The 22,278-nt window shown below is 45.6% G+C and carries 22 protein-coding genes and 6 tRNA genes; 14 read left to right on the plus strand and 14 right to left on the minus strand.

Annotated features, from left to right (window positions below):
• From tuf (J7M13_04050) to ilvN (J7M13_04085), 8 genes are all read right to left on the minus strand, one after another.
• Positions 1-122, minus strand: a 122-nt coding sequence (gene tuf / locus J7M13_04050) for an elongation factor Tu (GenBank protein MCD6363158.1), incomplete at its 3' end; no start/stop codon positions are given.
• 64 nt (positions 123-186) lie between these two features.
• Positions 187-262, minus strand: a tRNA-Thr gene (locus tag J7M13_04055).
• 7 nt (positions 263-269) lie between these two features.
• Positions 270-356, minus strand: a tRNA-Tyr gene (locus J7M13_04060).
• A 33-nt stretch (positions 357-389) separates the two neighbouring features.
• Positions 390-465: transfer RNA gene (locus J7M13_04065), tRNA-Thr, on the minus strand.
• A gap of 132 nt (positions 466-597) precedes the next feature.
• Positions 598-2,139 (minus strand): 2-isopropylmalate synthase, encoded by a 1,542-nt coding sequence (locus J7M13_04070; GenBank protein MCD6363159.1) that lies wholly within the window; start codon positions 2,137-2,139, stop codon positions 598-600.
• Between the two features lie 15 nt (positions 2,140-2,154).
• Positions 2,155-3,162 (minus strand): ketol-acid reductoisomerase, encoded by a 1,008-nt coding sequence (gene ilvC, locus J7M13_04075; protein ID MCD6363160.1) that lies wholly within the window; start codon positions 3,160-3,162, stop codon positions 2,155-2,157.
• Positions 3,163-3,168: 6 nt separating this feature from the next.
• Positions 3,169-4,860: a biosynthetic-type acetolactate synthase large subunit gene (gene ilvB / locus J7M13_04080; GenBank protein ID MCD6363161.1), complete on the minus strand. Its 1,692-nt coding sequence runs from the start codon at positions 4,858-4,860 to the stop codon at positions 3,169-3,171.
• Between the two features lie 26 nt (positions 4,861-4,886).
• On the minus strand, positions 4,887-5,375 hold the full coding sequence (ilvN, locus tag J7M13_04085) for an acetolactate synthase small subunit (GenBank protein MCD6363162.1): 489 nt from the start codon (positions 5,373-5,375) through the stop codon (positions 4,887-4,889).
• Positions 5,376-5,707: 332 nt separating this feature from the next.
• On the opposite strand from ilvN (J7M13_04085), the gene J7M13_04090 reads away from it, so the two are divergent.
• A complete protein-coding gene (locus J7M13_04090) occupies positions 5,708-6,559 on the plus strand; it encodes a fumarylacetoacetate hydrolase family protein (protein MCD6363163.1) in 852 nt (283 codons plus the stop codon).
• Between the two features lie 48 nt (positions 6,560-6,607).
• Here J7M13_04090 and J7M13_04095 read toward each other — a convergent pair whose 3' ends face one another.
• The 5 genes from J7M13_04095 to J7M13_04115 all read right to left on the minus strand — a co-directional run bounded on the left by J7M13_04095 (position 6,608) and on the right by J7M13_04115 (position 11,253).
• Entirely contained in the window at positions 6,608-7,279 is a 672-nt protein-coding gene (locus J7M13_04095; GenBank protein MCD6363164.1) for a TIGR00266 family protein, read from the minus strand.
• Positions 7,280-7,320: 41 nt separating this feature from the next.
• Positions 7,321-8,565 (minus strand): amidohydrolase family protein, encoded by a 1,245-nt coding sequence (locus J7M13_04100; protein MCD6363165.1) that lies wholly within the window; start codon positions 8,563-8,565, stop codon positions 7,321-7,323.
• Between the two features lie 384 nt (positions 8,566-8,949).
• The gene (arcC, locus tag J7M13_04105) at positions 8,950-9,906 is read right to left on the minus strand and encodes a carbamate kinase (protein MCD6363166.1); all 957 of its coding nucleotides are present in this window, start codon (positions 9,904-9,906) and stop codon (positions 8,950-8,952) included.
• 79 nt (positions 9,907-9,985) lie between these two features.
• Positions 9,986-10,765, minus strand: a complete 780-nt coding sequence (locus J7M13_04110) for an MBL fold metallo-hydrolase (protein MCD6363167.1) — start codon at positions 10,763-10,765, stop codon at positions 9,986-9,988.
• Positions 10,762-11,253, minus strand: a complete 492-nt coding sequence (locus J7M13_04115; GenBank protein ID MCD6363168.1) for a GDP-mannose 4,6-dehydratase — start codon at positions 11,251-11,253, stop codon at positions 10,762-10,764. Before J7M13_04115 ends, J7M13_04110 begins: the two co-directional genes overlap by 4 nt.
• Here J7M13_04115 and J7M13_04120 point away from each other — a divergent pair.
• The 5 genes from J7M13_04120 (at position 11,233) to J7M13_04140 (ending at position 15,671) form a co-directional block, all read left to right on the plus strand.
• Positions 11,233-11,517: a hypothetical protein gene (locus J7M13_04120; GenBank protein ID MCD6363169.1), complete on the plus strand. Its 285-nt coding sequence runs from the start codon at positions 11,233-11,235 to the stop codon at positions 11,515-11,517. The two genes, J7M13_04115 and J7M13_04120, sit on opposite strands and share 21 nt — an antisense overlap.
• Positions 11,514-12,293, plus strand: coding sequence for an MBL fold metallo-hydrolase (locus J7M13_04125; GenBank protein MCD6363170.1), 780 nt, complete (start codon positions 11,514-11,516; stop codon positions 12,291-12,293). The genes J7M13_04120 and J7M13_04125 overlap by 4 nt, the downstream gene beginning before the upstream one ends.
• Positions 12,294-12,372: 79 nt before the next feature.
• The gene (gene arcC, locus J7M13_04130; GenBank protein MCD6363171.1) at positions 12,373-13,329 is read left to right on the plus strand and encodes a carbamate kinase; all 957 of its coding nucleotides are present in this window, start codon (positions 12,373-12,375) and stop codon (positions 13,327-13,329) included.
• 384 nt (positions 13,330-13,713) lie between these two features.
• A complete protein-coding gene (locus J7M13_04135) occupies positions 13,714-14,958 on the plus strand; it encodes an amidohydrolase family protein (GenBank protein ID MCD6363172.1) in 1,245 nt (414 codons plus the stop codon).
• A 41-nt stretch (positions 14,959-14,999) separates the two neighbouring features.
• Positions 15,000-15,671, plus strand: a complete 672-nt coding sequence (locus J7M13_04140; GenBank protein MCD6363173.1) for a TIGR00266 family protein — start codon at positions 15,000-15,002, stop codon at positions 15,669-15,671.
• 48 nt (positions 15,672-15,719) lie between these two features.
• Here the strand turns inward: J7M13_04140 and J7M13_04145 are convergent, their stop codons facing one another.
• Positions 15,720-16,571, minus strand: a complete 852-nt coding sequence (locus tag J7M13_04145; protein MCD6363174.1) for a fumarylacetoacetate hydrolase family protein — start codon at positions 16,569-16,571, stop codon at positions 15,720-15,722.
• Positions 16,572-16,903: 332 nt separating this feature from the next.
• Between J7M13_04145 and ilvN (J7M13_04150) the strand changes: the two genes are divergently transcribed.
• The 8 genes from ilvN (J7M13_04150) to tuf (J7M13_04185) all read left to right on the plus strand — a co-directional run.
• The gene (gene ilvN / locus J7M13_04150) at positions 16,904-17,392 is read left to right on the plus strand and encodes an acetolactate synthase small subunit (GenBank protein ID MCD6363175.1); all 489 of its coding nucleotides are present in this window, start codon (positions 16,904-16,906) and stop codon (positions 17,390-17,392) included.
• Between the two features lie 26 nt (positions 17,393-17,418).
• A complete protein-coding gene (ilvB, locus tag J7M13_04155) occupies positions 17,419-19,110 on the plus strand; it encodes a biosynthetic-type acetolactate synthase large subunit (protein ID MCD6363176.1) in 1,692 nt (563 codons plus the stop codon).
• A 6-nt stretch (positions 19,111-19,116) separates the two neighbouring features.
• The gene (ilvC, locus tag J7M13_04160) at positions 19,117-20,124 is read left to right on the plus strand and encodes a ketol-acid reductoisomerase (GenBank protein MCD6363177.1); all 1,008 of its coding nucleotides are present in this window, start codon (positions 19,117-19,119) and stop codon (positions 20,122-20,124) included.
• A 15-nt stretch (positions 20,125-20,139) separates the two neighbouring features.
• The gene (locus J7M13_04165) at positions 20,140-21,681 is read left to right on the plus strand and encodes a 2-isopropylmalate synthase (protein MCD6363178.1); all 1,542 of its coding nucleotides are present in this window, start codon (positions 20,140-20,142) and stop codon (positions 21,679-21,681) included.
• A gap of 132 nt (positions 21,682-21,813) precedes the next feature.
• A tRNA-Thr gene (locus J7M13_04170) sits at positions 21,814-21,889 on the plus strand.
• A 33-nt stretch (positions 21,890-21,922) separates the two neighbouring features.
• A tRNA-Tyr gene (locus J7M13_04175) sits at positions 21,923-22,009 on the plus strand.
• Positions 22,010-22,016: 7 nt separating this feature from the next.
• Positions 22,017-22,092, plus strand: a tRNA-Thr gene (locus J7M13_04180).
• A gap of 64 nt (positions 22,093-22,156) precedes the next feature.
• Positions 22,157-22,278 (plus strand): elongation factor Tu (tuf, locus tag J7M13_04185; protein MCD6363179.1); only part of this gene is annotated, 122 nt, incomplete at its 3' end.

Raw genomic sequence — 22,278 nt, forward strand, 5'->3', positions numbered from 1 at the left:
AAACCATGCTGAGATAACACCCGCGTTATCGCAGCCGTCAACGTCGTCTTACCATGATCTATATGACCTATCGTTCCAACATTCAAATGCGGCTTCTTCCTCTCAAATTTCTCCTTAGCCATCTTTATACCCCCCTACCCTTTAGAGCTTCTGTTTGTTCTCAAATTTAGGCAAAAATAAAAAAGGTGGAGCCCACGACCGGAATCGAACCGGTAACCTTGTCCTTACCATGGACACGCTCTACCGATTGAGCTACGTGGGCTCTTCTCTGGTGGGGAGGGGAGGATTCGAACCTCCGAAGGCAGTCCGCCCGCGGATCTACAGTCCGCTGCCTTTGACCGCTTGGCTACCTCCCCTTACCAGACTACTTCCTTAAGCCACATTTCAGCTGGAGCCGACGGCCGGACTTGAACCGGCAACCTGCTGATTACAAATCAGCCGCTCTACCAGTTGAGCTACGCCGGCGCACCCCAAGCCGAATACATTATAAAAGAGAACCTCTTTTTCGTCAATAGGTTAGAGGTTATTTTTGGGAAGAGAAGGAGTGGAGTTTCCCCCACGGCGGGGCGCTCACCGTGGGGGAAACGAGGCGCTTAGCTAGCTAAGCTCCACTCCCTTGAGCGAGGCGGCGGCAAAGAGCCTGTTTATGGCGTTTATATACGCCTTTATACTTGCTTCTATAACATCCGTACTGGCTCCCCTACCAACCACGGTAAAGCTATCGTATTGAAGCGTTATTACCGCTTCTCCGAGCGCATCGGAGCGCTCACTCGTGGCTTCTATCCTATAGCTTTTTAAAACCGGCTCTATACCAATTATTCTTCGTATCACCCTGTAAGAAGCATCCACAGGTCCGTTTCCTACCGCAGCGTCGGTCTTCTCAACCCCTTCTTCAAGCAAGGTTACCGTTGCCGTAGATTTACCCCCTTGTTCTATACTTAGAGAGTAATTCTTTAGCTCAAAGCGTCTCGAAGGCGTAACCGAGAGTATCTCATCCGCTATGAAAGCCTCAATATCACTATCCGTAACTATCTCTTTTCTATCGCAGAGCTCTTTAAAGAGCCTAAAAGCCCTTTCAAACGTTTTCTCATCAAGCTTAAACCCCATTTCCTCAAGGCGCCTTTTAAAAGCGTGTCTTCCAGAATGCTTCCCGAGGTGAAGACGCGTTCCAGGAGCTCCAACATCCTCGGGCTTCATAATCTCATAGGTAGCCTTATTGCAAAGCACACCATGCTGATGAATCCCCGACTCGTGAGAAAAGGCATTGGCTCCTACCACAGCTTTATTGGGAGGAACGACTACCCCCGTCAGTCTCGAAACAAGCCGGCTCGTTTCATAAAGCTTCTGCGTATCTATTCCTGTTCTCACACCAAAGATATCCTTCCTCGTCCTCAGAGCCATAACTATTTCCTCAAGCGATGCGTTTCCAGCCCTTTCACCAAGCCCATTTATGGTGCACTCAACCTGCCTCGCACCAGCTCTTACAGCTGATAGAGAGTTCGCAACCGCGAGTCCAAGATCATCATGGCAGTGAACGGACCATACCACTGAATCATCCGCTCCAACCCTTTTTATAATCGTTCGCACGAACTCTCCGAACTCCTCGGGATAAGCATAGCCCACCGTATCAGGAATATTTATCGTTGTGGCTCCACAGTCTATCGCTATCTTAAAGACCTCAACGAGAAAATCTATATCAGACCTGCTCGCATCTTCTGCAGAAAATTCCACATCATCAACGAGGCTTTTAGCATAGCTAACCGCTTCCCTGATCGCGCTTAATACATCCTCTCGCGTCATTTTAAGCTTATATTTAAGATGAATATCACTCGTAGCTATAAAGGTATGAATTCTGGGACGATCGGAATATTTAACCGCATCATAGGCCGCTTTTATATCGGGCTTACGTGCCCGCGCTAACCCTGCTATGACAGGTCCTTTAACCTCTTCCGCTATCCTCCTCACAGCTTCAAGATCCCCTAATGAAGCAGCAGGAAATCCCGCTTCTATAACATCTACCTTTAAGCGAGCAAGCTGATGCGCGACTTGAAGCTTCTCAGCCATGTTGAGATTTATCCCAGCAGCCTGCTCACCATCCCTCAAGGTGGTGTCAAAAATAATAACGTAATCATCACCCATCCTCACACCCCTCCCCTATGCAGGTGGCTTTCTATTTTCAAGCCAGGGCATCATCTCTCTGAGCTTGGCACCTACCTTCTCTATCAAATGCTCCTTTTCCTTAGCAAGCCATGTCTTAAGTCTGGGCCTGCCACATTGGTTCTCGAGAATCCAGTCCTTCGCAAAGGAACCATCCTTAACCCTCTTTAAAAGCTCCTTCATACGCTTTTTAACATCTTCGTTTATAACATAGCTTCCCGCTATCATATCTCCATATTTTGCGGTATCGCTCACGGAATACCTCATCCAAGAGATCCCACCCTCATACATAAGATCGACTATCAGCTTAAGCTCATTCAGGCATTCGAAATAGGCAATCTCCGGTTGATATCCCGCTTCCACAAGGATCTCAAACCCCGCTTTAACCAGCTCTGTGACCCCACCGCATAAAACAGCTTGTTCACCGAAAAGATCCGTCTCTGTTTCCTCTGCAAAAGTAGTCCATATAACGCCCGCACGTCCCGCTCCTATTGCACTTGCGTAGGCTAAGCCAAGCTCCTTAGCCTTTCCCGTAGCGTCCTGATAAACAGCGAGAAGAGCAGGGACCCCTCTTCCCTCCTTAAACATTCTTCTAACGAGATGTCCCGGTCCCTTGGGAGCAACCATAAATACGTCTACATCCTTCGGAGGCTCTACCTGATGGAAATGCACCGCAAAGCCATGAGAAAATCCTATAGCCATACCCGGCTTTAGATTTCCTCTCACGTAGATTTTATAGACATCCCCCTGAAGGTGATCCGGTAGCAGGAACATAACTATATCAGCAAGCTTGGTCGCTTCTCCCACCGTGTAAACCTCAAAGCCATCCTTTCTCGCGATTTCCCAAGACTTACTTCCCTCATAAAGCCCTATTATCACATCCATTCCGCTATCTCTTAGATTTTGTGCGTGCGCGTGTCCCTGGCTACCGTACCCAAGGATAGCTATCTTCTTTCCCTTAAGTAAGGAGAGATCCGCATCCCTATCATATAAAACTTCTGCCATATCATATTACCTCCTTCCAAGATTTTCTTGAGTTATTACATTATCGAGGGTGGTTCCCGGTACCATCATGGGGAAAACTTTCTCCTCTTGAGGGATAACAAAGTTTATAACGACGGGACCGGGCGTCTCAAGAGCCCTCTCTATTGCATCCCTAACCTGACTTGCCTCCGAAACGGTCCAACCCTGAGCCCCAAGCGATCTTGCCAAAGCAACATAATCAGGCTCCCTTGAGTAAATCGTTTCGGAATATCTCTTTTCGAAAAAAAGCTCCTGCCATTGTCTAACCATCCCAAGAGATCTGTTGTTAAGAAGAAGAACCTTAACCGGTAAATTATAACGGGCACATGTATCAAGCTCCTGAACGGACATCATAAAGCTTCCATCACCAGAGATATTCAGGACAGGTTTCCCCGAGGGATCAGCCAAGGAAGCACCCATAGCAGCCGGCAAGCCATATCCCATTGTTCCAAGCCCACCAGAGGTTATGAAGCGCCGTGGACCTTTCACCTTATAGTAAAGAGCAGCCCACATCTGATTCTGTCCCACCTCGGTAGTCACGAGAGCCTCACCCTTCGTGAGCTCCCAAGCGCTTCTTATAACATACCAGGGTCTTACTGGACCGCTTTTCTCAAGCTCTATCTTAAACTCCTCCTTCCAGGAGACTATCTTTTCCAACCACTCCTTCCTTCCCTTTTCTAATTTAAGCTCGCTAACCGCTTCTAAAAGCTCCTTCAAGGTCTTCTTAGCATCTCCTATTAGATAAGCGTGAGCTTTAACGTTTTTATTTATCTCCGCAGGATCATAATCCATGTGGATTATCTTAGCTGAGGTAGCAAACTTCTCATGCTTCCCAACGCTTCTATCGCTAAATCTCAAACCAACCGCTATAATAAGATCGGCCTCACATAGAGCCTTATTAGCAGCAGGGGTTCCATGCATACCAGCCATACCAAGTGAAAGACGATGCTCTTCTGGAAACGCACCTTTACCCATGAGGGATGTTGCAACTGGAACTTCAAGCTTTTCCGCTAAAGCGAGAAGCTCTCGAGTAGCTCCCGAAATTATGATCCCACCTCCTGCAAGGATAACGGGCCTTTCGGCATCTTTCATAAACTCGACAGCTTTAGGAATATCATCAAGACTTACGAATCCATTTGGGTTATAACCCTTAAAAGAGATTTCTTCCTCCCTCCAGACTCCCTCCTCGCGTTGAACATCTAGCGGTATCTCAATCAGAACGGGACCAGGGCGCCCCGTTTTAGCTATATAGAATGCTCCTCGTATTACCCGATATATCTCAGATACAGAGCTCACCTTGAAGCTATGCTTGACTATGGGCAAAGTAAGCCCTATTATGTCCGTCTCTTGGAACGCATCTCTTCCCATAAATGATCTCGCAACCTGTCCCACTACAGCAACCATGGGAACGGAATCCATGTAAGCGGTGGCTATTCCCGTAACCAGATTGGTACTGCCGGGACCTGACGTTGCTATGCACACTCCAACCTTTCCGCTGGCACGGGCGTACCCATCTGCAGCATGCGCTGCGGATTGCTCATGTCTCACCAAAACATGTTTGAAGCTTTTTCTCTTGTAAAGCTCATCATAAATTGGAATTACAGCTCCTCCCGGGATGCCAAAAGCGACTTCCACACCCTCGAGCTCGAGGCATCTTAAGATCATTTCCGCACCGGTCATACTCCTTGCGTTTTCCATAATCTAAATCACCCTCCGTTAAAGCCAACGCGTCGCATAGCGACGCTCCCACTTCGCACAAGCTCCTTTATGCCATAGGGACTTAGAACTTTGATACACGCATTTATCTTTTCCTTGTTTCCCGTAACCTCAAGTACCAATCCTTCCTCTCCAACGTCAACTACTCTTGACCTGAATACATCAACAAGCTGTAGCACCTCAGGCCTATTTTGAGATTTAGCATTTACCTTAATTAGAGATAGTTCCCTCTCTACAAACTCCCCCTGACTCAGAATGTCAACATCTATAACCTCAATGAGCTTCCTAAGCTGGCTCATAATCTGCCTTGCCGATTCCCGATCGCCATTAAAAACGATGGTAAAACGAGATATTCCCGTTTCACCGATTCTCCCAACGCTGAGGCTCTCCACGTTATACCCGCGCCTGAAGATCAGTCCCACTATGCGACACAAAACACCTGGATGATCTTCAGTCAAAACGCTTATAACCTGCCTCAAAGCCATCCCCTCCCGAGATGAGAAAGATAATAAAAAGGGGCGGGCCCCTTTTCGCCTCTTCGGCGGGGGTCCCGCCCCTTAAGCTCTCCTTCCAGTGGATAAAAGGCGCTTAAGCGCCAATCCTCCCTGGAGGGGACCCGCGCCGCAGGCTAATAGCTATAATTATTAGTATTAGGGCTATAAGATTAATGAAAACTCCAGTCGCCTGCACCCGCAAGTCCTCCTCCTTTCTGAGAAGATATTTAAACATTATTTTAATGCTAAACGTCAATCTTGTCAATACCTATATGATAAAATAGGATTAAAGAATTAATTAAGGAGGTGAGGAAAGCATGAAAAGGGTAAAAACAGCACTAATTGCCTTTCTTCTGATATTTATCGTTTCAGCTCCCGCCTTATCAAAAATGTGCTTAAAGACGATTGGGGAGGAAGTTCTGATAGCGAGAGCCACGTTGAAACCCCTAAGTTCCTTCAGCGCAAGATTCCCCGAGTTCAATGTGTCTAAAGCATATGAGGTCCAGAAGCTCGTCGTTAACAGGCTTAAGAAAATCCATAAGGCAAAAGTCTGCGGTTTTAAGGCAGCTTTTACCACAAAGGCAAGCCAGAAAAAGTTCGCCATGAAGGAACCAGCTTATGGCGTGCTTCTGGATTACATGATAGTAAGAGATACTATCTGCTGTGTCCACACGAGCGGTAAGACCATAAAACCGATGATAGAAGTCGAGATAGGCTTCATTATCGGAAAGGATATCTCAAAGCCCATCAAGAACGTAGCTCAGCTTAAGAAATACATAAAGTCAGCATTTTTTGCCATAGAGGTACCAGACATAAGGTTTCATCTTAAGGGATTAAAAGGTGCAGATGTTATAGCAGATGATGTTGGCACATTCCTGGTGATAAAGGGAAAGGAATTTAATCCGTTCAAGGTTGATCTTGAGAACATTAAAGCCAAGCTCTACGTAAACGGAAAGCTCAAAAGAATAGGATATTCCAAGTATGTCCTCGGAAATCCCCTTAATTCCCTGCTATGGCTTGTTAACAAGGTGATTTCACAGGGAGAAAAGATCAAGAAAGGATACATAGTTATAACCGGCACGATGACGAAGATGTATCCTGCAATGCCTGGAAACTACACGGCGGTTTACGGAAAGCTGGGAACGCTGAAGTTCAGGATACTTCCATAATCCATAAAAGAAGAAAGGGGCTGCTTTTTAAAAAGCAGCCCCTTAACATTAATCTCTCTTGGGCAGTCTTGGAATAAGCCAGAACAGAAAGGTATCAACTGATCTTGATTGTATAAGTATCTTACCAGGTCCCGTAAGCTCACAGACAAGTCCTTCACCGCTAAAGAGGGTTGACTTTATTCCTCCAACTGCTTTTACCTTATATCCCATACCTTCTGAGAAAGCAACGATATGTCCCGTGTCAACGATGTACCTCTGACCAGCTTCAAGGTTTATCTCATGAATAGCTCCATAGCTTGATAGAAAAAGCTTTCCCAAACCACTTATCTTAAGAAGAAAGAACCCCTCTCTTGAGAAAAAGGTCTTAGCCCCTCCCCATTTGGTGCTTACCTCTATTTCGGGAGAAGAAGCTATATAAGCGCCAGATTGAGCGTACACAGTTTCACCTTTAAGCTCAATAGCATATATATCGCCGGGAAGAGAAGGTGCGAATAAAACCTCGCCTGGTTTGCGCGCCCTAAAGGTGTTGATAAAGAAGCTTTCCCCTCCGAGAACGCTCCTTTTTAGCGCTCCGAAAAATCCCCCCTTCATCTTGGTTTCTATCTCTATGCCATCCGACATGGCTACCATCGCTCCAGCTTCCGCAGAAATAGCTTCCCCTCCCCCAAGTTTTACTCTGAGAAGGGAATAAGAAGGCTTATAAAGAATTTCATAATCCAAAACCCACACCCCCTTCAAAAAATCGAGCCTCCTGAGAGCTCTCAGGAAGCTCTGAAAATCTCACCTACACAGGTTTCCCGTGCGATTATCTTTCCTTTCCTTATAACGTAGAGCCTTGCAGGCTGAAGTCTCAAAGCCTCAAGGTGATCCTCGCAATCAAGTATCACTATATCAGCATCCCCACCCTCTTCTATTCTATGTCCCTTAAGCCCAACGATCTTAGCAGCGTTAAACATATCCATCTCAAATACCGCTTTTATCTCATCGGGGAGGGTCATGTGAGCAGCATAACAAAGCACAACTCCAACTTGAAGAAGATCGTTATTACCAAAAGGATAGAAAGCATCCTTCACACAATCCTGCCCATACGCAACGATAACCCCCATTCTCCAAAGCTCCTTAACCCTGGTTAATCCCCTCCTTTTAGGATGCTTATCGAGTCTTCCCTGAAGACACAAGTTGGTACAAGGATTCGTTATCATATGAATACCAGCCTTCTTTACCTTCTCCATAACCTTTTCAGCATAATCGTCAGGATAAGCAGCCAGAGCACAGGTATGACCCGCGGTAACCCTTCCCTGATATCCCTCGTCTATAGTCTTATCCGCAAGCATCTCAAGCGTTCTTGAGCACGGATCATCGGTTTCATCAACATGCATATCTATATCTGCATTATATTTCTTCGCGATTTCAAAGAGTATCTCTATATGCTTCTCGCTATCATAAGACCTATCCTCGTTAGCCGGCATTCCCCCAACAACATCCGCTCCCATCTCCATAGCTTGATAAAGGAGTTCCTCAGTTCCGGGGCTCTTTATAATACCCTCTTGAGGAAAAGCAACTATCTGAATATCAACAACATCTTTAAATCTTTCCCTAAGCTCCAAAATTCCCCTAAGTGGCATTAATCCTCCTATCGGATCAACATCTACGTGTGTTCTTATAAAGGTTATCCCCTTCCTGATAGCGTTTCTAACTACCCTGCTCGCTCGCTCGACGATATCTTCAACCGTATACTTTTTCTTCCTACTCCAAGTCAATTCTACGGCTTCAAAGAGCGTACCAGTCTCATTAGGAGGTATGGTTTCAAGAATCATGACCTTATCAAGATGAATATGAGGTTCTATGAAAGAAGGTATCGTAAGCCTGCTATTTGCATCGATAAGTTGCCTCGATTCCTCATCTATTAACGAGTCAACCTTTACTATTTTTCCATCCCTTATTCCTATATCCTTTAAGCCATCGGTTCCATAAATGCGTGCGTTTTTTATAAGAAGGTCAAGCATCCCTCTCTTCTCTCCCCCTCATCATAGAAGCCGCTAACTTATCCGCTTCTATGATAGACCCGTACCCGTGCATCCGCACAGATGCCATACAGCTCCTTAATCCTTAAGGTCTATAATTAAACTTTGCCACTTCTTATATTAACGAATAGGATCCAAGTTCACCAGGATATCCCCTATGGAGCCATTCCACCTATAAACGGAGAGTAATCAGCACCGCCATGAGATGAAGCCTTCACTTTCTCAGGGGAAATTCGAAAGAATCTCCACATCAGCTGGAAATGGATTTCTATCCCTGATATCCAAGCCTATATAATAATCTTGAGTATCTTCCCCGCTAACAATCGCTCTAACGCCAGGCACCTTCAAAACTTGAGAATATCTATATCAAAAGTCTGGCGTGGACCTCCTCACCTGAGTACCAACTTTCCCTTCAAGTGCTTCAAGAGCATGCTCAAGAGAAGCTATTATGGCCCTCTTCCCTCCATCTCTTATAAATCTCACCACCGCTTTGACCTTAGGGCCCATACTTCCCGCTTTAAAATGCCCCTCTTTCATGTATCTCTCAAGCTCCTCCACGCTGACATCCCTTAGCTCCCTTTGATCTGGCTTTCTATAGTTTATATAAGCACAAGGGACATCGGTCAATATCATAAAAATGTCTGCCTCAACATCCTGAGCTAACCTCTCTCCGGCTAAATCTTTATCTATAACAGCCTCAACTCCCTTAAGAGTGCCGTTTTCATACACAACTGGAATGCCTCCTCCGCCAGATGCAATTGGAACCCCTCCCAATTTTAAAATAGCCTTTATGGCTTCTTTCTCCACTATCCCCTTTGGATCGGGAGAGGGAACCACCCTTCTCCAGCCACGACCGCTATCTTCGATCCACACCTCATCGGGATGCTCTTTCATCCTTCTTTTTGCCTCTCCCTCCGTATAAAATGGCCCTATTGGCTTAGTAGGATTGTTAAAAGCAGGGTCATTCCTATCCACTATAACTTGGGTAACTATAGTAGCAACTTCTTTCTCTATCCCGAGCTTCCTCAGCTGGTTTTTCAAGGACTGCTGAATCATATAACCTATAAGCCCCTGGCTTTCTGCTCCACATATATCAAGGGGCATCGCAGGTACCTCCTTGGAAGCTATCTCATTCTGCAATAGAATAGCCCCAACTTGAGGTCCATTTCCATGAGTTATAACTACCTCATAACCCGCTTTTATCATCCGAGCTATCTGTTCACATGTTCTCCGAACGTTTTCCATTTGCTCCTCCGCTGTGCCCTTCTCGCCAGGCTGGAGTATAGCATTTCCTCCCAGCGCGACGACAACCCTCTCTCCCATAAGGCTCCCTCCTAACCTGAACAGTATTGTTATTTAAAAGATACAGCTCTATGAAAGAATAAAATAAAAGGAAGGGGACCTATTGTGCCATTTGTAGCGAAGAAAGGTCCAGCTTCATGCCATCGTAAGCTGCTTTAACCTTCGATTTAAACTCTTTCGATATTTCATCAGCGAGGATCCACGGTTTCTTAAAAAGCATTCCCCTCCCAAAGTGGGTAAGCACCGCAAGCTTAGGTTGAGCTTCAGATATTATTCTGCGGGCGTCATCAAGACATAGATGATCTATATGCTCTCTTCTCCTGTGTAAGGTAATGTTTAAGACCATTACATCCGCCTTAAGTCTTATAGGAATATATTCCACGAATTTCGTATCTATAACGAAGGAAAGCGAGGGAGCTTCCTCCGAGAGAAATTTAAAACCGAAGGTTTGAACACCATGATGAACGAGAGGAACGACCTTTAGAATAACAGTTCCAAGCTGAAGCTCCCCTTCCTTAAGAGTTATTATATCATTGAGATATTTCCTAAGATACTTAAGGACAACCCTATCCTCTCCTTCAAGGGCATCCTGTGGAGCGATTAAAACACCTCGCGGGGAAAAGCCTCCCTCAGTCATAGCTTCAATTATAGTATTTACATCCGCACAGTGATCAAGATGCCTGTGGGACAGAAGAATATAGTCAAGTGACATTGGATCCAAGCGAGGGCGACTTTCAAGACATCTAATTAGAGAACCTGGACCAGGATCAAGCAATATATTGCTACCCCCATAGTTTATCCATATTCCCCCAGAAGCTCTCAATTGCTTAAAAACCACAAATCGCGAACCCGCGGTGCCCAAGAACTTAATCCAACTCATGAATCAGGTAGCTCTATCTCCAATACGAGGTTTAAATTCTCCTTAAACCATTTAGCCGTTCTCTTTATACCCTCCTCTATGTCAATTTTCGGTTCCCAACCGAGAAGCTCCTTAGCAAGATCTATTTTAGCCCAAGTGCGAGGAACATCCGCAGGGTGAGGATACGAAAAAACTTTTTTCGCTCTTTTCCCCAAGTTTCTTTCTATAAGGGCTATAACCCGATTAAGCTTTACAGGCTTATCACTTCCGAGGTTTATGATTTGGAACCCCTTGAGATTCAAAGCTCTAACGGTTCCCTCCACGATATCATCTATGTACGTGAAGTCCCTCTCCTGATTCCCATCTCCGTAAATGGTTATCTCCTTCCCCTCATATATGAGGGGAAGGAGATAACCATTTACGGAGATGGGAATCAGGAGAGGGACTTCACGTACATAGATGATATCGTGGAGGGAACCGTTAGAGCTTTGAATCTCAAGGGGTTCCAAATCATAAACCTCGGAAGTGATAAGCCTGTAAAGCTTAATCGGGTTATAGCCCTTATAGAAAGAAACTTGGGGAAAAGAGCGAAAAAAGTTTTTTCGTATCCTCACCCTGCGGATGTTCCTCGCACTTGGGCTAAAATAGATCTTGCTAAGGAGCTTCTCGGTTGGGAACCGAAAATTGACATAGAGGAGGGTATAAAGAGAACGGCTAAATGGTTTAAGGAGAATTTAAACCTCGTATTGGAGATAGAGCTACCTGATTCATGAGTTGGATTAAGTTCTTGGGCACCGCGGGTTCGCGATTTGTGGTTTTTAAGCAATTGAGAGCTTCTGGGGGAATATGGATAAACTATGGGGGTAGCAATATATTGCTTGATCCTGGTCCAGGTTCTCTAATTAGATGTCTTGAAAGTCGCCCTCGCTTGGATCCAATGTCACTTGACTATATTCTTCTGTCCCACAGGCATCTTGATCACTGTGCGGATGTAAATACTATAATTGAAGCTATGACTGAGGGAGGCTTTTCCCCGCGAGGTGTTTTAATCGCTCCACAGGATGCCCTTGAAGGAGAGGATAGGGTTGTCCTTAAGTATCTTAGGAAATATCTCAATGATATAATAACTCTTAAGGAAGGGGAGCTTCAGCTTGGAACTGTTATTCTAAAGGTCGTTCCTCTCGTTCATCATGGTGTTCAAACCTTCGGTTTTAAATTTCTCTCGGAGGAAGCTCCCTCGCTTTCCTTCGTTATAGATACGAAATTCGTGGAATATATTCCTATAAGACTTAAGGCGGATGTAATGGTCTTAAACATTACCTTACACAGGAGAAGAGAGCATATAGATCATCTATGTCTTGATGACGCCCGCAGAATAATATCTGAAGCTCAACCTAAGCTTGCGGTGCTTACCCACTTTGGGAGGGGAATGCTTTTTAAGAAACCGTGGATCCTCGCTGATGAAATATCGAAAGAGTTTAAATCGAAGGTTAAAGCAGCTTACGATGGCATGAAGCTGGACCTTTCTTCGCTACAAATGGCACAATAGGTCCCCTTCCTTTTATTTTATTCTTTCATAGAGCTGTATCTTTTAAATAACAATACTGTTCAGGTTAGGAGGGAGCCTTATGGGAGAGAGGGTTGTCGTCGCGCTGGGAGGAAATGCTATACTCCAGCCTGGCGAGAAGGGCACAGCGGAGGAGCAAATGGAAAACGTTCGGAGAACATGTGAACAGATAGCTCGGATGATAAAAGCGGGTTATGAGGTAGTTATAACTCATGGAAATGGACCTCAAGTTGGGGCTATTCTATTGCAGAATGAGATAGCTTCCAAGGAGGTACCTGCGATGCCCCTTGATATATGTGGAGCAGAAAGCCAGGGGCTTATAGGTTATATGATTCAGCAGTCCTTGAAAAACCAGCTGAGGAAGCTCGGGATAGAGAAAGAAGTTGCTACTATAGTTACCCAAGTTATAGTGGATAGGAATGACCCTGCTTTTAACAATCCTACTAAGCCAATAGGGCCATTTTATACGGAGGGAGAGGCAAAAAGAAGGATGAAAGAGCATCCCGATGAGGTGTGGATCGAAGATAGCGGTCGTGGCTGGAGAAGGGTGGTTCCCTCTCCCGATCCAAAGGGGATAGTGGAGAAAGAAGCCATAAAGGCTATTTTAAAATTGGGAGGGGTTCCAATTGCATCTGGCGGAGGAGGCATTCCAGTTGTGTATGAAAACGGCACTCTTAAGGGAGTTGAGGCTGTTATAGATAAAGATTTAGCCGGAGAGAGGTTAGCTCAGGATGTTGAGGCAGACATTTTTATGATATTGACCGATGTCCCTTGTGCTTATATAAACTATAGAAAGCCAGATCAAAGGGAGCTAAGGGATGTCAGCGTGGAGGAGCTTGAGAGATACATGAAAGAGGGGCATTTTAAAGCGGGAAGTATGGGCCCTAAGGTCAAAGCGGTGGTGAGATTTATAAGAGATGGAGGGAAGAGGGCCATAATAGCTTCTCTTGAGCATGCTCTTGAAGCACTTGAAGGGAAAGTTGGTACTCAGGTGAGGAGGTCCACGCCAGACTTTTGATATAGATATTCTCAAGTTTTGAAGGTGCCTGGCGTTAGAGCGATTGTTAGCGGGGAAGATACTCAAGATTATTATATAGGCTTGGATATCAGGGATAGAAATCCATTTCCAGCTGATGTGGAGATTCTTTCGAATTTCCCCTGAGAAAGTGAAGGCTTCATCTCATGGCGGTGCTGATTACTCTCCGTTTATAGGTGGAATGGCTCCATAGGGGATATCCTGGTGAACTTGGATCCTATTCGTTAATATAAGAAGTGGCAAAGTTTAATTATAGACCTTAAGGATTAAGGAGCTGTATGGCATCTGTGCGGATGCACGGGTACGGGTCTATCATAGAAGCGGATAAGTTAGCGGCTTCTATGATGAGGGGGAGAGAAGAGAGGGATGCTTGACCTTCTTATAAAAAACGCACGCATTTATGGAACCGATGGCTTAAAGGATATAGGAATAAGGGATGGAAAAATAGTAAAGGTTGACTCGTTAATAGATGAGGAATCGAGGCAACTTATCGATGCAAATAGCAGGCTTACGATACCTTCTTTCATAGAACCTCATATTCATCTTGATAAGGTCATGATTCTTGAAACCATACCTCCTAATGAGACTGGTACGCTCTTTGAAGCCGTAGAATTGACTTGGAGTAGGAAGAAAAAGTATACGGTTGAAGATATCGTCGAGCGAGCGAGCAGGGTAGTTAGAAACGCTATCAGGAAGGGGATAACCTTTATAAGAACACACGTAGATGTTGATCCGATAGGAGGATTAATGCCACTTAGGGGAATTTTGGAGCTTAGGGAAAGATTTAAAGATGTTGTTGATATTCAGATAGTTGCTTTTCCTCAAGAGGGTATTATAAAGAGCCCCGGAACTGAGGAACTCCTTTATCAAGCTATGGAGATGGGAGCGGATGTTGTTGGGGGAATGCCGGCTAACGAGGATAGGTCTTATGATAGCGAGAAGCATATAGAGATACTCTTTGAAATCGCGAAGAAATATAATGCAGATATAGATATGCATGTTGATGAAACCGATGATCCGTGCTCAAGAACGCTTGAGATGCTTGCGGATAAGACTATAGACGAGGGATATCAGGGAAGGGTTACCGCGGGTCATACCTGTGCTCTGGCTGCTTATCCTGACGATTATGCTGAAAAGGTTATGGAGAAGGTAAAGAAGGCTGGTATTCATATGATAACGAATCCTTGTACCAACTTGTGTCTTCAGGGAAGACTCGATAAGCATCCTAAAAGGAGGGGATTAACCAGGGTTAAGGAGCTTTGGAGAATGGGGGTTATCGTTGCGTATGGGCAGGATTGTGTGAAGGATGCTTTCTATCCTTTTGGTAATAACGATCTTCTTCAAGTTGGAGTTGTGCTTTGTTATGCTGCTCACATGACCCTCCCCGATGAGATAAAAGCGGTATTTGAGATGGATATGTTTAACGCTGCTAAGATCGTTGGGCTTAAGGGACATAGAATAGAAGAGGGTGGGGATGCTGATATAGTGATACTTGATTGCGAGGATCACCTTGAGGCTTTGAGACTTCAGCCTGCAAGGCTCTACGTTATAAGGAAAGGAAAGATAATCGCACGGGAAACCTGTGTAGGTGAGATTTTCAGAGCTTCCTGAGAGCTCTCAGGAGGCTCGATTTTTTGAAGGGGGTGTGGGTTTTGGATTATGAAATTCTTTATAAGCCTTCTTATTCCCTTCTCAGAGTAAAACTTGGGGGAGGGGAAGCTATTTCTGCGGAAGCTGGAGCGATGGTAGCCATGTCGGATGGCATAGAGATAGAAACCAAGATGAAGGGGGGATTTTTCGGAGCGCTAAAAAGGAGCGTTCTCGGAGGGGAAAGCTTCTTTATCAACACCTTTAGGGCGCGCAAACCAGGCGAGGTTTTATTCGCACCTTCTCTTCCCGGCGATATATATGCTATTGAGCTTAAAGGTGAAACTGTGTACGCTCAATCTGGCGCTTATATAGCTTCTTCTCCCGAAATAGAGGTAAGCACCAAATGGGGAGGGGCTAAGACCTTTTTCTCAAGAGAGGGGTTCTTTCTTCTTAAGATAAGTGGTTTGGGAAAGCTTTTTCTATCAAGCTATGGAGCTATTCATGAGATAAACCTTGAAGCTGGTCAGAGGTACATCGTTGACACGGGACATATCGTTGCTTTCTCAGAAGGTATGGGATATAAGGTAAAAGCAGTTGGAGGAATAAAGTCAACCCTCTTTAGCGGTGAAGGACTTGTCTGTGAGCTTACGGGACCTGGTAAGATACTTATACAATCAAGATCAGTTGATACCTTTCTGTTCTGGCTTATTCCAAGACTGCCCAAGAGAGATTAATGTTAAGGGGCTGCTTTTTAAAAAGCAGCCCCTTTCTTCTTTTATGGATTATGGAAGTATCCTGAACTTCAGCGTTCCCAGCTTTCCGTAAACCGCCGTGTAGTTTCCAGGCATTGCAGGATACATCTTCGTCATCGTGCCGGTTATAACTATGTATCCTTTCTTGATCTTTTCTCCCTGTGAAATCACCTTGTTAACAAGCCATAGCAGGGAATTAAGGGGATTTCCGAGGACATACTTGGAATATCCTATTCTTTTGAGCTTTCCGTTTACGTAGAGCTTGGCTTTAATGTTCTCAAGATCAACCTTGAACGGATTAAATTCCTTTCCCTTTATCACCAGGAATGTGCCAACATCATCTGCTATAACATCTGCACCTTTTAATCCCTTAAGATGAAACCTTATGTCTGGTACCTCTATGGCAAAAAATGCTGACTTTATGTATTTCTTAAGCTGAGCTACGTTCTTGATGGGCTTTGAGATATCCTTTCCGATAATGAAGCCTATCTCGACTTCTATCATCGGTTTTATGGTCTTACCGCTCGTGTGGACACAGCAGATAGTATCTCTTACTATCATGTAATCCAGAAGCACGCCATAAGCTGGTTCCTTCATGGCGAACTTTTTCTGGCTTGCCTTTGTGGTAAAAGCTGCCTTAAAACCGCAGACTTTTGCCTTATGGATTTTCTTAAGCCTGTTAACGACGAGCTTCTGGACCTCATATGCTTTAGACACATTGAACTCGGGGAATCTTGCGCTGAAGGAACTTAGGGGTTTCAACGTGGCTCTCGCTATCAGAACTTCCTCCCCAATCGTCTTTAAGCACATTTTTGATAAGGCGGGAGCTGAAACGATAAATATCAGAAGAAAGGCAATTAGTGCTGTTTTTACCCTTTTCATGCTTTCCTCACCTCCTTAATTAATTCTTTAATCCTATTTTATCATATAGGTATTGACAAGATTGACGTTTAGCATTAAAATAATGTTTAAATATCTTCTCAGAAAGGAGGAGGACTTGCGGGTGCAGGCGACTGGAGTTTTCATTAATCTTATAGCCCTAATACTAATAATTATAGCTATTAGCCTGCGGCGCGGGTCCCCTCCAGGGAGGATTGGCGCTTAAGCGCCTTTTATCCACTGGAAGGAGAGCTTAAGGGGCGGGACCCCCGCCGAAGAGGCGAAAAGGGGCCCGCCCCTTTTTATTATCTTTCTCATCTCGGGAGGGGATGGCTTTGAGGCAGGTTATAAGCGTTTTGACTGAAGATCATCCAGGTGTTTTGTGTCGCATAGTGGGACTGATCTTCAGGCGCGGGTATAACGTGGAGAGCCTCAGCGTTGGGAGAATCGGTGAAACGGGAATATCTCGTTTTACCATCGTTTTTAATGGCGATCGGGAATCGGCAAGGCAGATTATGAGCCAGCTTAGGAAGCTCATTGAGGTTATAGATGTTGACATTCTGAGTCAGGGGGAGTTTGTAGAGAGGGAACTATCTCTAATTAAGGTAAATGCTAAATCTCAAAATAGGCCTGAGGTGCTACAGCTTGTTGATGTATTCAGGTCAAGAGTAGTTGACGTTGGAGAGGAAGGATTGGTACTTGAGGTTACGGGAAACAAGGAAAAGATAAATGCGTGTATCAAAGTTCTAAGTCCCTATGGCATAAAGGAGCTTGTGCGAAGTGGGAGCGTCGCTATGCGACGCGTTGGCTTTAACGGAGGGTGATTTAGATTATGGAAAACGCAAGGAGTATGACCGGTGCGGAAATGATCTTAAGATGCCTCGAGCTCGAGGGTGTGGAAGTCGCTTTTGGCATCCCGGGAGGAGCTGTAATTCCAATTTATGATGAGCTTTACAAGAGAAAAAGCTTCAAACATGTTTTGGTGAGACATGAGCAATCCGCAGCGCATGCTGCAGATGGGTACGCCCGTGCCAGCGGAAAGGTTGGAGTGTGCATAGCAACGTCAGGTCCCGGCAGTACCAATCTGGTTACGGGAATAGCCACCGCTTACATGGATTCCGTTCCCATGGTTGCTGTAGTGGGACAGGTTGCGAGATCATTTATGGGAAGAGATGCGTTCCAAGAGACGGACATAATAGGGCTTACTTTGCCCATAGTCAAGCATAGCTTCAAGGTGAGCTCTGTATCTGAGATATATCGGGTAATACGAGGAGCATTCTATATAGCTAAAACGGGGCGCCCTGGTCCCGTTCTGATTGAGATACCGCTAGATGTTCAACGCGAGGAGGGAGTCTGGAGGGAGGAAGAAATCTCTTTTAAGGGTTATAACCCAAATGGATTCGTAAGTCTTGATGATATTCCTAAAGCTGTCGAGTTTATGAAAGATGCCGAAAGGCCCGTTATCCTTGCAGGAGGTGGGATCATAATTTCGGGAGCTACTCGAGAGCTTCTCGCTTTAGCGGAAAAGCTTGAAGTTCCAGTTGCAACATCCCTCATGGGTAAAGGTGCGTTTCCAGAAGAGCATCGTCTTTCACTTGGTATGGCTGGTATGCATGGAACCCCTGCTGCTAATAAGGCTCTATGTGAGGCCGATCTTATTATAGCGGTTGGTTTGAGATTTAGCGATAGAAGCGTTGGGAAGCATGAGAAGTTTGCTACCTCAGCTAAGATAATCCACATGGATTATGATCCTGCGGAGATAAATAAAAACGTTAAAGCTCACGCTTATCTAATAGGAGATGCTAAGAAGACCTTGAAGGAGCTTTTAGAAGCGGTTAGCGAGCTTAAATTAGAAAAGGGAAGGAAGGAGTGGTTGGAAAAGATAGTCTCCTGGAAGGAGGAGTTTAAGATAGAGCTTGAGAAAAGCGGTCCAGTAAGACCCTGGTATGTTATAAGAAGCGCTTGGGAGCTCACGAAGGGTGAGGCTCTCGTGACTACCGAGGTGGGACAGAATCAGATGTGGGCTGCTCTTTACTATAAGGTGAAAGGTCCACGGCGCTTCATAACCTCTGGTGGGCTTGGAACAATGGGATATGGCTTGCCGGCTGCTATGGGTGCTTCCTTGGCTGATCCCTCGGGGAAACCTGTCCTGAATATCTCTGGTGATGGAAGCTTTATGATGTCCGTTCAGGAGCTTGATACATGTGCCCGTTATAATTTACCGGTTAAGGTTCTTCTTCTTAACAACAGATCTCTTGGGATGGTTAGACAATGGCAGGAGCTTTTTTTCGAAAAGAGATATTCCGAAACGATTTACTCAAGGGAGCCTGATTATGTTGCTTTGGCAAGATCGCTTGGGGCTCAGGGTTGGACCGTTTCGGAGGCAAGTCAGGTTAGGGATGCAATAGAGAGGGCTCTTGAGACGCCCGGTCCCGTCGTTATAAACTTTGTTATCCCTCAAGAGGAGAAAGTTTTCCCCATGATGGTACCGGGAACCACCCTCGATAATGTAATAACTCAAGAAAATCTTGGAAGGAGGTAATATGATATGGCAGAAGTTTTATATGATAGGGATGCGGATCTCTCCTTACTTAAGGGAAAGAAGATAGCTATCCTTGGGTACGGTAGCCAGGGACACGCGCACGCACAAAATCTAAGAGATAGCGGAATGGATGTGATAATAGGGCTTTATGAGGGAAGTAAGTCTTGGGAAATCGCGAGAAAGGATGGCTTTGAGGTTTACACGGTGGGAGAAGCGACCAAGCTTGCTGATATAGTTATGTTCCTGCTACCGGATCACCTTCAGGGGGATGTCTATAAAATCTACGTGAGAGGAAATCTAAAGCCGGGTATGGCTATAGGATTTTCTCATGGCTTTGCGGTGCATTTCCATCAGGTAGAGCCTCCGAAGGATGTAGACGTATTTATGGTTGCTCCCAAGGGACCGGGACATCTCGTTAGAAGAATGTTTAAGGAGGGAAGAGGGGTCCCTGCTCTTCTCGCTGTTTATCAGGACGCTACGGGAAAGGCTAAGGAGCTTGGCTTAGCCTACGCAAGTGCAATAGGAGCGGGACGTGCGGGCGTTATATGGACTACTTTTGCAGAGGAAACAGAGACGGATCTTTTCGGTGAACAAGCTGTTTTATGCGGTGGGGTCACAGAGCTGGTTAAAGCGGGGTTTGAGATCCTTGTGGAAGCGGGATATCAACCGGAGATTGCCTATTTCGAATGCCTGAATGAGCTTAAGCTGATAGTCGATCTTATGTATGAGGGTGGGATCTCTTGGATGAGGTATTCCGTGAGCGATACCGCAAAATATGGAGATATGATAGCGGGAAGCTATGTTATAAACGAAGATGTTAAAAAGCGTATGAAGGAGCTTTTAAAGAGGGTTAAGGATGGTTCCTTTGCGAAGGACTGGATTCTCGAGAACCAATGTGGCAGGCCCAGACTTAAGACATGGCTTGCTAAGGAAAAGGAGCATTTGATAGAGAAGGTAGGTGCCAAGCTCAGAGAGATGATGCCCTGGCTTGAAAATAGAAAGCCACCTGCATAGGGGAGGGGTGTGAGGATGGGTGATGATTACGTTATTATTTTTGACACCACCTTGAGGGATGGTGAGCAGGCTGCTGGGATAAATCTCAACATGGCTGAGAAGCTTCAAGTCGCGCATCAGCTTGCTCGCTTAAAGGTAGATGTTATAGAAGCGGGATTTCCTGCTGCTTCATTAGGGGATCTTGAAGCTGTGAGGAGGATAGCGGAAGAGGTTAAAGGACCTGTCATAGCAGGGTTAGCGCGGGCACGTAAGCCCGATATAAAAGCGGCCTATGATGCGGTTAAATATTCCGATCGTCCCAGAATTCATACCTTTATAGCTACGAGTGATATTCATCTTAAATATAAGCTTAAAATGACGCGAGAGGATGTATTAAGCGCGATCAGGGAAGCGGTTAGCTATGCTAAAAGCCTCGTTGATGATGTGGAATTTTCTGCAGAAGATGCGAGCAGGTCTGATATAGATTTTCTCGTTGAGGTCTTTAAGATAGCGATAGACTGTGGAGCCACAACGATAAATATTCCTGATACGGTGGGCTATGCTTATCCCGAGGAGTTCGGAGAGTTCGTGCGAACGATTATAAAAAGGGTTGGAGCGGATGATTCAGTGGTATGGTCCGTTCACTGCCATGATGATCTTGGACTCGCGGTTGCGAACTCTCTATCAGCTGTAAGAGCTGGTGCGAGGCAGGTTGAGTGCACCATAAATGGGCTTGGTGAAAGGGCTGGAAACGCATCGCTTGAGGAAATAGTTATGGCTCTGAGGACGAGGAAGGATATCTTTGGTGTGAGAACAGGAATAGATACGCAGAAGCTTTATGAAACGAGCCGGCTTGTTTCGAGACTGACGGGGGTAGTCGTTCCTCCCAATAAAGCTGTGGTAGGAGCCAATGCCTTTTCTCACGAGTCGGGGATTCATCAGCATGGTGTGCTTTGCAATAAGGCTACCTATGAGATTATGAAGCCCGAGGATGTTGGAGCTCCTGGAACGCGTCTTCACCTCGGGAAGCATTCTGGAAGACACGCTTTTAAAAGGCGCCTTGAGGAAATGGGGTTTAAGCTTGATGAGAAAACGTTTGAAAGGGCTTTTAGGCTCTTTAAAGAGCTCTGCGATAGAAAAGAGATAGTTACGGATAGTGATATTGAGGCTTTCATAGCGGATGAGATACTCTCGGTTACGCCTTCGAGACGCTTTGAGCTAAAGAATTACTCTCTAAGTATAGAACAAGGGGGTAAATCTACGGCAACGGTAACCTTGCTTGAAGAAGGGGTTGAGAAGACCGACGCTGCGGTAGGAAACGGACCTGTGGATGCTTCTTACAGGGTGATACGAAGAATAATTGGTATAGAGCCGGTTTTAAAAAGCTATAGGATAGAAGCCACGAGTGAGCGCTCCGATGCGCTCGGAGAAGCGGTAATAACGCTTCAATACGATAGCTTTACCGTGGTTGGTAGGGGAGCCAGTACGGATGTTATAGAAGCAAGTATAAAGGCGTATATAAACGCCATAAACAGGCTCTTTGCCGCCGCCTCGCTCAAGGGAGTGGAGCTTAGCTAGCTAAGCGCCTCGTTTCCCCCACGGTGAGCGCCCCGCCGTGGGGGAAACTCCACTCCTTCTCTTCCCAAAAATAACCTCTAACCTATTGACGAAAAAGAGGTTCTCTTTTATAATGTATTCGGCTTGGGGTGCGCCGGCGTAGCTCAACTGGTAGAGCGGCTGATTTGTAATCAGCAGGTTGCCGGTTCAAGTCCGGCCGTCGGCTCCAGCTGAAATGTGGCTTAAGGAAGTAGTCTGGTAAGGGGAGGTAGCCAAGCGGTCAAAGGCAGCGGACTGTAGATCCGCGGGCGGACTGCCTTCGGAGGTTCGAATCCTCCCCTCCCCACCAGAGAAGAGCCCACGTAGCTCAATCGGTAGAGCGTGTCCATGGTAAGGACAAGGTTACCGGTTCGATTCCGGTCGTGGGCTCCACCTTTTTTATTTTTGCCTAAATTTGAGAACAAACAGAAGCTCTAAAGGGTAGGGGGGTATAAAGATGGCTAAGGAGAAATTTGAGAGGAAGAAGCCGCATTTGAATGTTGGAACGATAGGTCATATAGATCATGGTAAGACGACGTTGACGGCTGCGATAACGCGGGTGTTATCTCAGCATGGTTT

This window comes from Synergistota bacterium, from assembly GCA_021159885.1.
GTDB lineage: Bacteria > Synergistota > GBS-1 > GBS-1 > GBS-1 > AUK310.

Excerpts from the sequence above, each read along its gene's own strand:
- J7M13_04070 (MCD6363159.1), bottom strand. The coding sequence starts at position 2,139 with ATGGGTGATGATTACGTTATTATTTTTGACACCACCTTGAGGGATGGT.
- ilvC (MCD6363160.1), bottom strand. The coding sequence starts at position 3,162 with ATGGCAGAAGTTTTATATGATAGGGATGCGGATCTCTCCTTACTTAAG.
- ilvB (MCD6363161.1), bottom strand. The coding sequence starts at position 4,860 with ATGACCGGTGCGGAAATGATCTTAAGATGCCTCGAGCTCGAGGGTGTG.
- J7M13_04090 (MCD6363163.1), top strand. The coding sequence starts at position 5,708 with ATGAAAAGGGTAAAAACAGCACTAATTGCCTTTCTTCTGATATTTATC.
- J7M13_04100 (MCD6363165.1), bottom strand. The coding sequence starts at position 8,565 with ATGCTTGACCTTCTTATAAAAAACGCACGCATTTATGGAACCGATGGC.
- arcC (MCD6363166.1), bottom strand. The coding sequence starts at position 9,906 with ATGGGAGAGAGGGTTGTCGTCGCGCTGGGAGGAAATGCTATACTCCAG.
- J7M13_04110 (MCD6363167.1), bottom strand. The coding sequence starts at position 10,765 with ATGAGTTGGATTAAGTTCTTGGGCACCGCGGGTTCGCGATTTGTGGTT.
- J7M13_04125 (MCD6363170.1), top strand. The coding sequence starts at position 11,514 with ATGAGTTGGATTAAGTTCTTGGGCACCGCGGGTTCGCGATTTGTGGTT.
- arcC (MCD6363171.1), top strand. The coding sequence starts at position 12,373 with ATGGGAGAGAGGGTTGTCGTCGCGCTGGGAGGAAATGCTATACTCCAG.
- J7M13_04135 (MCD6363172.1), top strand. The coding sequence starts at position 13,714 with ATGCTTGACCTTCTTATAAAAAACGCACGCATTTATGGAACCGATGGC.
- J7M13_04145 (MCD6363174.1), bottom strand. The coding sequence starts at position 16,571 with ATGAAAAGGGTAAAAACAGCACTAATTGCCTTTCTTCTGATATTTATC.
- ilvB (MCD6363176.1), top strand. The coding sequence starts at position 17,419 with ATGACCGGTGCGGAAATGATCTTAAGATGCCTCGAGCTCGAGGGTGTG.
- ilvC (MCD6363177.1), top strand. The coding sequence starts at position 19,117 with ATGGCAGAAGTTTTATATGATAGGGATGCGGATCTCTCCTTACTTAAG.
- J7M13_04165 (MCD6363178.1), top strand. The coding sequence starts at position 20,140 with ATGGGTGATGATTACGTTATTATTTTTGACACCACCTTGAGGGATGGT.